The organism is Deinococcus sp., assembly GCF_030523985.1.
Lineage (GTDB): Bacteria > Deinococcota > Deinococci > Deinococcales > Deinococcaceae > Deinococcus.
In genome coordinates, this window is sequence record NZ_JAUNHK010000021.1 from 24,239 (window position 1) to 32,421 (window position 8,183).

9 protein-coding genes are annotated in these 8,183 nt (G+C 67.0%); 8 read left to right on the plus strand and 1 reads right to left on the minus strand.

Annotated features, from left to right (window positions below):
- The first annotated feature begins 14 nt into the window (after positions 1-14).
- The 7 genes from Q4C89_RS05150 to Q4C89_RS05180 all read left to right on the plus strand — a co-directional run bounded on the left by Q4C89_RS05150 (position 15) and on the right by Q4C89_RS05180 (position 6,576).
- Positions 15-1,304 (plus strand): pitrilysin family protein, encoded by a 1,290-nt coding sequence (locus Q4C89_RS05150; protein WP_303101534.1) that lies wholly within the window; start codon positions 15-17, stop codon positions 1,302-1,304.
- Positions 1,301-2,590, plus strand: a complete 1,290-nt coding sequence (locus Q4C89_RS05155) for a pitrilysin family protein (protein WP_303101535.1) — start codon at positions 1,301-1,303, stop codon at positions 2,588-2,590. Before Q4C89_RS05150 ends, Q4C89_RS05155 begins: the two co-directional genes overlap by 4 nt.
- A 57-nt stretch (positions 2,591-2,647) precedes the next feature.
- Positions 2,648-3,250, plus strand: a complete 603-nt coding sequence (locus Q4C89_RS05160) for a lysophospholipid acyltransferase family protein (protein WP_303101536.1) — start codon at positions 2,648-2,650, stop codon at positions 3,248-3,250.
- 64 nt (positions 3,251-3,314) lie between these two features.
- The gene (locus Q4C89_RS05165) at positions 3,315-3,752 is read left to right on the plus strand and encodes a methylglyoxal synthase (RefSeq protein ID WP_303101537.1); all 438 of its coding nucleotides are present in this window, start codon (positions 3,315-3,317) and stop codon (positions 3,750-3,752) included.
- A 407-nt stretch (positions 3,753-4,159) separates the two neighbouring features.
- On the plus strand, positions 4,160-5,191 hold the full coding sequence (locus Q4C89_RS05170; protein ID WP_303101538.1) for a PP2C family serine/threonine-protein phosphatase: 1,032 nt from the start codon (positions 4,160-4,162) through the stop codon (positions 5,189-5,191).
- 64 nt (positions 5,192-5,255) lie between these two features.
- Positions 5,256-5,633: a RidA family protein gene (locus tag Q4C89_RS05175; RefSeq protein WP_303101539.1), complete on the plus strand. Its 378-nt coding sequence runs from the start codon at positions 5,256-5,258 to the stop codon at positions 5,631-5,633.
- A 136-nt stretch (positions 5,634-5,769) separates the two neighbouring features.
- Positions 5,770-6,576, plus strand: coding sequence for a stage 0 sporulation family protein (locus Q4C89_RS05180; protein WP_303101542.1), 807 nt, complete (start codon positions 5,770-5,772; stop codon positions 6,574-6,576).
- A gap of 23 nt (positions 6,577-6,599) precedes the next feature.
- On the opposite strand, the gene Q4C89_RS05185 is transcribed toward Q4C89_RS05180, so the two are convergent.
- Positions 6,600-7,385: an enoyl-CoA hydratase-related protein gene (locus Q4C89_RS05185; protein WP_303101540.1), complete on the minus strand. Its 786-nt coding sequence runs from the start codon at positions 7,383-7,385 to the stop codon at positions 6,600-6,602.
- Between the two features lie 17 nt (positions 7,386-7,402).
- On the opposite strand from Q4C89_RS05185, the gene Q4C89_RS05190 reads away from it, so the two are divergent.
- On the plus strand, positions 7,403-7,864 hold the full coding sequence (locus tag Q4C89_RS05190; RefSeq protein ID WP_303101541.1) for a RuvX/YqgF family protein: 462 nt from the start codon (positions 7,403-7,405) through the stop codon (positions 7,862-7,864).
- The last annotated feature ends 319 nt before the right edge of the window (positions 7,865-8,183 follow it).

Below are 8,183 nucleotides of genomic sequence, written 5' to 3' on the forward strand. Positions count from 1 at the left end.
GCTACACTGCGGAGATGTCAGTTTCGCCCGGTTCCCCTTTGCACGTCTGGTCGCTCGGCGGTCTGACCCTGGCCTTCGAGCGGCGGCGCACGGCGGGCTTTGCCTTCGACCTGCGTCTGCCGCTGGGCAGTGCCCATGACCCGGTGGGCCAGGAAGGAGCGCTGGGCGTGCTGGAAGAGTGGCTGCACAAGGGCGCGGGCGAGTACGACGCCCGGCAGCTTCAGGACGCCTTCGACGACCTGGGCGTGCGCCGGGGCGGAGGCGTCAGCCTGGAAGCCACCCGAATGCAGGTCAGCGGCCTGCGGGCCGACCTGGAAGCGGCGCTGGCGCTGGTGGCCGACACCGTGCAGCGTCCCCATCTGCCCGCCCACGAAGTTCCGGTGCTGCTCGACCTGGCGCGGCAAGACCTCGAATCGTTGGACGACAGCCCCACCGACCTGCTGGCCCTCCATGCCCGCCGCGTCACCTTTCCCCGGCAAGCGGGCGACCCTGGCGCGGGGTTTGCCCATCCGGTCAGCGGCACGCCCGAGGGTCTGGGCCACCTGAGCGCCGCCTCGCTGCGGGCGCACGCGCTGCGGCTGGGACAGGCGGGCAGCGTCCTGGGCCTCGTGGCTGACGCCGAGCCGGACTGGGTTCTGGACACGGTGACGCGGCTGTTCGGCGGCTGGCAGGCGGGGCAGGCCGTCACGTCCCCGGCCCCCTTCTTTCCCGTTCACTTTCAGCCCGGCGTGCGGGAGCACTTTTGCCACCCCGACGCCGAGCAGACCCACCTCAGTCTGGTGGCCCCCGGCCCCAGTCCCCGCGACCCCGATTGGCTGCCCTGGCAGGTGGCCCTCGCCGCGCTGTCGGGCGGCAACGCCAGTCGGCTGTTCACGCGGGTGCGCGAGGAACGCGGCCTGGCCTACGACGTGAGCGCCACGCCGCTGGTGCTGGGCGGGCAGGGGTTCGTCAGCCTGTACGCGGGCAGCACCCCCGCCAACGCCCCCGAAACGCTGGACGTGCTGCTGGGCGAACTGACGCGGCTGGGCGCGGGCCTGAGCCTGGGCGAATTCCGGCGGGCACGCACTGCCCTGGAAACGGGCGTGGTGTTCGGAGCCGAGAGCCTGCGGGCGCGGGCCACGGCGCTGACCCGTGACCTCGCCCTGCTGGGCCGGGTACGCCGCCCCGAAGAGCAGCGGGCGGCCCTGGCGGCCCTGACGCCCGAACAGGTCAACACCTTCCTGGCGACCTACACCCCCCAGACGCAAGTGGCGGTGGTCAGCCTGGGCCGAAGCGAGGACGCGGCGCTGGCGGTGAGTGCGTGAGCGGGGGGGCCTTCTCCCGCGAGGTGCTGCCGGGTGGCCTGACCCTGCTGCTGGAACCCGACCCCCAGGCGCAGAGCGTGGCGGCGGGCTATTTCGTGGCGACGGGCGCACGGGACGAAACCGCCGACGTGATGGGGGTCAGTCACTTTCTGGAACACCTGATGTTCAAAGGCTCGGCGCGGCTGGGGGCGGCAGCGCTGGCCGAGCGGCTGGACGACCTGGGCGGGCAGGCCAACGCCTTTACCGGCGAAGAAGTCACCGCCTACCACGCGGCGGCCCTGCCCGAACGTGCGGGCGAACTGCTGGACACCCTCACCGAACTGCTGCGCCCGGCCCTGCGCCTGGAGGACATCGAACCCGAGCGCGGCGTGATTCTGGAAGAAATCGCCATGTACGCCGAGCAGCCCGGCGTGCGCGTGGCCGAAGCCCTGCGCCGCGACTACTGGGGCGAACATCCGCTGTCGTTCGCGGTGCTGGGCACGGCGCAGACAGTGGGTGCCCTCAGCCGCGAGCAGCTTCAGCGCCACTGGGCCACGCATTACCGGGCGGACGCGGTGACGCTGGTGGTCACGGGCGCGTTCGATGCCGGGACGGTGCGCGAGTGGGCCGCTCGGGAACTCGCCGGGTGGCCCACAGAGGCGGCGGCCCCCAGCCCTGCCTCCCCGCCCACACCATTGCACCCCGGCACGGTGCGGGTCATGCGCGAGCCGAACCTCACCCGTACCCAGGTCGCCTTCGCGCTGCCGGGCCTGCCCAGCCGTCATCCCCTGCGCGAAGCAGCGGCGGTGCTCGCCGAGCTGATTGGCGGCGAAAACGGGGCGCTGTACTGGGCACTGCTCGACACCGGGCTGGCCGACAGCGCCGACCTGTCGCACCTCGACTACCGCGACGCGGGCCTTTTCGAGGGCGGATTTTCCTGCGACCCCCCGCGCACGGGCGAAGTGCTGCGCCGCACCCGGCTGGTGCTGGAGAGCGCCGAAACGCTCATTACCGACGCCAGCGTGCGCCGGGTGGCCCGCAAAGCCGCCGTGTCCATCCTGCTGCGCTCGGAAAGTCCGCAGGGGCGGCTCTTTGCGCTGGGGCTGGAGCATCTGGCGACGGGGCAGACCTTCAGCGCCGAGGAACTGGCCGACCGTTACCTGCGCGTGACCCCCGACGACATGCGCGAAGTGCTGCGGCTCTGCCCACTCGCGCAGCCGACGGTGGTGGTGCTGGGGCCACCCGATACCCTTCTCCCCGAAACCACCAGTGACGAAGCCGCCGAGCCGCCAACGACCCGTCCATAACTTGACCCCCGTCCCGTGTCAGACCTCTGAAGGAAGCAGGGCCGCATACTTCGGGACGTGCTTCCCACCTGGAAAAATCGCCCTCACACCCTGGGTTCGCGTCTGGCGCTGGTCTGCCTCCGACTGGCGGGCTGGACGCCGCTGCTCGCCCCGCACGACGGCGTGCGTTTCGTGGCCCCCGCCGCCCCCCACACCGCCAACACCGACTTCTGGGTGGGGCTGTTCTGGAAATGGGCGACCCGCACCCCGGTGCATTTCGTGGGCAAGCACACGCTGTTTCAGTTTCCGATGGGCGGGTTTATGCGGGCGGTGGGCGGCATCCCCATTGACCGCCGCCGCAAAGGGGGCAACTTCGTGGCGGCGGTGGCAGAAGTCATTCGCCGCAGCGACGAAATCGTCCTCATCGTGGCCCCCGAGGGCACCCGCGCCCGCGCCGACTATTGGAAAACCGGCTTTTATTACATGGCCCTCGAAGCGAACGTGCCGCTGGCCGTCACGGCCCTCGACTGGAGCCGCAAACAGGTCGGCATCGTCGGCTACGTGACCCCGACGGGCGACCTGAACGCCGACTTTGCCCAGATTCGCCAGTTGCTCGAAGGCGTGCAGGGCAAGTACCCCGCCAAGCAGACCCCGGCCTACCCGCGCCCGGCAGAGGGCTGAGGGCTGAGCAGAGGGCTGAGGGCTGAGGGCGGAGGGAAGAAGGCCCACGGCGCATACTGGCAACATGACCCCTTCGCGTATTCCCACGGAGCCGACAGCGCTGGGCCGGGGCCAGGAAATTGCCCTGATCGCCCATGACCGCAAAAAACTCGAACTGGCCCTGTTCGCGCTGGCACACCGCGACCTGCTGGCCCGCTTTCCGCTGATTGCCACCGGGACAACGGGCGGCATCCTCCGCAAGCAGGCCGGGCTGGACGTGGAGTGTCTGCTGTCGGGGCCACTGGGCGGCGACCAGCAGATCGGTGCGCGAATTGCCGAAAACCGTGTGCAGGCCGTCTTTTTCTTCCGCGACCCCCTGACCGCACAGCCCCATGAACCCGACGTGTCGGCGCTGGTGCGGCTGTGCGACGTACATGACGTGCCGCTGGCGACCAACCCCGCCAGTGCCGAAGCGCTGACCCTGTGGCTGACCCAGCACTCCGGCGACCTGCCTACTCTGTGACAGAAACCGCCTTGTGCCCCTGCTGCTCCTGCCAAGGACAGCGGACCTCATACGGATTCCGCTTAATTCCTGCACAGTCGGAAAGGCACCGCCTGTGCATCCATAACGCGAAACCCGTATCTTTTCTCGCATCCGCTCGGATTGAATCTGAACCCAACAGATTCAATCGGAATCCGTATCACATTTCGCCTTTTCGGAACAGAGCCGGAAACGCTTCATTCCCGGTTCGACGTCCTTCTTTCGATACTCGCTCCGCTCGGTTCATCTAAAGATGAACTTCGACCTACTTGGCCTGGGTCAGTTCAAGATGAATGTTCCTGACGGAGCGCTTCCCGCTTTACACGTGCCTCCGGCTTTTCTTGACAGGACTGCTGTTTAGATAACTCATTGTCTTATAATCGAACCGTATGCGGCCCGCCCCCTCTTCTTTCCTGGCATTCGGGCTGCTGACCGATGTGGGCCGCCAGAGGATGGGAGGAGCCAACCAGGACGCCGCCCTCGCCACCGAGTTGCCGCAGGGGGGGCTGTACGCCGTGGCCGACGGCATGGGGGGGCACGCGGCGGGCGAACTCGCTTCCCGTCTGGCCCTCGAAACCCTTGCCAGCACCTACCGCCAGGGACGCGGCTCACCTCCCAACCGCCTGATAGAAGCTGTTCAGGCCGCCAACCTCGCCGTGCTGCAACATGCGGTGGGCGAGTCGGTCGGCATGGGCACCACCCTGATTGCCCTGGTCATAGACCGGGGCGCGGCGCTGTTCGCGCACGTGGGCGACTCGCGGGCCTATCTGCTGCGCGGCGGCGAACTGCTGCGGCTGACCGAGGACCACTCCTGGGTGGCCGAGCAGATTCGCCTGGGGGTGCTGACCGAGGAAGAAGCCCGCAACCACCAGTGGCGCAGCGTGGTCAGCAACGCGCTGGGCGGTGAGGAACGCGCCCGCCTCGAACTGTTCGGCCTGGGCCTCAAGGCGGGCGACCGCCTGCTGCTCTGTAGCGACGGCCTGAGCGGTGTGGTGGACGAAAAAGACCTGCTGCGGCTGCTTTCGCTGAAGGACACGCCCCAGGCCGTGACCCGTCTGCTGGTCGACGCCGCCAATGACCGGGGCGGCCCCGACAACATCACCGCGCTGGTGGTGGACATCATCCGGGCGGTGCCCGCGCCGCGCTATGCCCTGCCCGAGCCGCTCGACGGCCCCGAATACGCCGACATCCTGCTCAGCACGCGCCGGGGCAGCAGCCTGCTGACCTACCTCGTGCTGTCTCTGGTCTATTTCACGCTGCTGGGGGTCATGCTGATTCCCGAACGCAGCGGCTTGATTGCCCTGCTGGGCCTCATGCTGATGGTGCTGACCGTGCTGGGCGAACGCTACTTGCAGCGCCGCCGAGTAGAAAAGCGCATGGGCGGAAGCGTCAGCCGCCTGCCCTGGACCCGACGGCTCTAGACCTCTGGCCGTTCTGGGCGACCGTGCGTTCCTCTTGCCGCCCCGTATCCCGTACAGTACGCCCATGAAAGACATCGTGGAAACGGCAGACGCCCCCGCCGCCATCGGCCCTTACAGCCAGGCGGTCACGTTCGGCAACCTGGTCATCACCAGCGGTCAGATTCCCCTCAACCCCCAGGGTGAACTGGTCAGCGGCGGCATCGCCGAGCAGACCGAGCAGGTCATCCAGAACCTGCGGGCGGTCCTGGCGGCGGCAGGCACCGACCTGGACCGCGTGGTCAAGACGACGGTCTTTCTGGCCGACATGAACGAGTTTGCCGCCATGAATGCCGTCTATGAGCAGCACTTCGCCGCGCCCTACCCCGCCCGCAGCACCGTGCAGGTGGCCCGCTTGCCGCGCGACGTGCGGGTCGAAATCGAAGTCATCGCCGAGCGTCACTGACCTTCACTCCGGCGCGGGCCGCCCAATGTGCCCTGCGACTGTGCTTTCTGACTTGGCAGCACCCCCTGATCCGTGAGATGGTCTGGGGGTGTTCGTCTTGCCCGTCCGCTTCGAGCGGAGTCCCCGCCTGCATCCGATGCTCAGTGAAGTGCCTCACCCCGCTGGCACGCGGGTCGTGGTGCAGGGCAAACGCGGCCCCGAAATCGCCACCGTGCGCGGCGAGGCCGGGTCGCCCGAACGTCAGGCCCGCTACGGGTCGGTGCTGCGGGCGGCCACGGCTACAGACCTGCAAACCTGGGAAGACCTGCACCGCCGCGCCGAAGACCTGAAATGGTTGCTGCGTGCCCGCGCCCGTGAGCGGCGGCTGCCCGTCAAACTGGTCGCCGTCGAGTTCACGCTCGACGAGTCGCTGGTCACCATCAGTTACAGCGCCGAGGAACGCATCGAACTCGGCAGCCTCATCAGCGAACTGCGTGCTCATACCCACGCCCGCGTCAACTTTGCCGCCATCGGCCCCCGTGAGCAGGCGCAGATGCTCGGCACGCTGGGCGCCTGTGGCCGTGAGAACTGCTCCAGCACGCACCTGCAGGACTTCGCTCCGGTCAGCATCCGCATGGCGCGTGACCAGCAACTCCCTCTCAATCCCGAAAAACTGAGCGGCCCCTGCGGACGCCTGCTGTGCTGCCTGCAATACGAACACGAGCAGTATCTGGAACTCCTGCGCGACCTGCCGCGCAAAAATGCCCGTATGTGCCATGAGAGCAGCGGGGCGTGTGGCAAGGTCGTCAAGTTGCACCCGCTGGCGGGAACGGTCGACCTTCAGACCGACCAGGGCACCCTCTTCGACGTGCCAGCAGGCGAGCTGCGCCGCTCTCCCGACGCGGCCAAGGGGCCGAAGCGCGACAGCCGCCCGCCTATCGAGGGCGAAACCCGGCCAGACTGATTCGCTCTCCGACTCTTCTTCCTCTATTCCTCGGCCCGAACGAACTGCGCGGGCCGCTTTTCCTTGAAGGCCGTTACGCCCTCGGTATGTTCCCAGTGGTCCCCGGCGAGTTGCTGCAACTCGGCTTCCATGTTCAGCGCCTCATCCAGCGAGGAAGTCATGGCCGCCCCGAGGGCCTGTTTGGTGAGCGCCAGCGCGTGGGCGGGGCAAGTGGCGAGGCGCTCGGCGTAGGCCTGCACGTCCTGGCGGAACGTTTCGTCGGGGAAAACCTGCTCACACAGGCCCAGCCGCAGGGCGTCGTCGGCGCGGACCTTCTCGGCGAAGGCCATCATTTCGAAGGCGCGGTGGTAGCCCACCAGTCGCGGAAGGAACCAAGTGCTGCCGCTGTCAGGGACCAAGGCGATGTTGGAAAAAACCTCAATCAGGCTGGCCCCCTGCGCCCACAGCCGGATGTCGCCCGCCAGCGCCAGACTCGCGCCTGCACCTGCCGCCACACCGTTGACCGCGCTGATGACGGGTTTGCTCAGGCCGCGAATGGTACGAACCAGCGGGTTATAGGTGTGGTTGAGGTGCTCGGTGAAAGTCATGTCGCGCCCGGACACGTCGCTCAAGTCCTGCCCAGCGCAAAAGCCGCGCCCCGCGCCCGTGATGACCACGACCCGCACCGCCGGGTCAGCGTCGGCCCGGCGCAGTTCGTCGGTGAGTTGCAGCAGCAGGGCGTCGTTGGCGGCGTTCAGCTTGTCCTCACGGTTCAGGGTGAGGGTACGCACCGCCGCCTGGTCGGACACCAGAATCACAGGTTGTTCCATAGGCTCAGGCTACCGCTATGCTCGGCCCCATGTCTGAGCCTGCCTCTCCCACCGTTCTGGCCCTGGATGTCAGCAAGCACCGTATCGGCTTTGCGGTGAATGCCGGGCGACTGGCCTTCGGGCGCGGCAGTGTCGACCGCAAGCGCCTGCCACTCGACCTCAAAGCGGTGCGGCTGAAAGTCGAGGAAACGGGAGCCGGAGTGTTGGTTCTGGGTCTACCGCTGCGAACCGACGGCAAACCCAGTCCAGCCGCCGACCGGGTGCGGGCCTTCGGACGGGTGCTGGTTGAGAAGGGCTACGCTGTCGAGTATCAGGATGAACGCTTCACCACCCAGCGTGCCCGTGCCTTAGGAGTAAGCGACGAAGATGAGGCGGCAGCGGTACAGATTCTGGAACTGTGGCTGATGAACGGGTCACGCTCCAGCGACTTGAGGCTGACCGAAGATGAGGATCTCCCAGAAGAGCTTCGACCTTCCTGAAAAAGTCTTATTGCTGACTTATGCTGATGAGAATCTGACGACAGTTAAAGCAAACTTCTCGATTTAGACGGCAATTTTCTTGACACTCGCTCAAGGCGTTCCTTATACTTGCCACCAGGATTTCACTTTGAGTTAACCTGCGTTAACCGGCCTGAAGCGGACGTGAGGACAGGAAACTCGGAAACTGGACCCGGAAGCGTTCGACCAGCAGGCAGGAAACGTGAAAGCTCTTGTGAAAGTTCCACCCCGGAGGAAGTATATGAAGAAGGCTCATAGTGGATTCCGGGGAGCTGAGGTGAGCAAGAGAGACAGGAGTGGG

Bases quoted from the DNA above. Each gene is read 5' to 3' on its own strand.
- Q4C89_RS05150 (WP_303101534.1), top strand. From the start codon at position 15: ATGTCAGTTTCGCCCGGTTCCCCTTTGCACGTCTGGTCGCTCGGCGGT.
- Q4C89_RS05165 (WP_303101537.1), top strand. From the start codon at position 3,315: ATGACCCCTTCGCGTATTCCCACGGAGCCGACAGCGCTGGGCCGGGGC.
- Q4C89_RS05170 (WP_303101538.1), top strand. From the start codon at position 4,160: ATGCGGCCCGCCCCCTCTTCTTTCCTGGCATTCGGGCTGCTGACCGAT.
- Q4C89_RS05175 (WP_303101539.1), top strand. From the start codon at position 5,256: ATGAAAGACATCGTGGAAACGGCAGACGCCCCCGCCGCCATCGGCCCT.
- Q4C89_RS05180 (WP_303101542.1), top strand. From the start codon at position 5,770: ATGCTCAGTGAAGTGCCTCACCCCGCTGGCACGCGGGTCGTGGTGCAG.
- Q4C89_RS05185 (WP_303101540.1), bottom strand. From the start codon at position 7,385: ATGGAACAACCTGTGATTCTGGTGTCCGACCAGGCGGCGGTGCGTACC.
- Q4C89_RS05190 (WP_303101541.1), top strand. From the start codon at position 7,403: ATGCTCGGCCCCATGTCTGAGCCTGCCTCTCCCACCGTTCTGGCCCTG.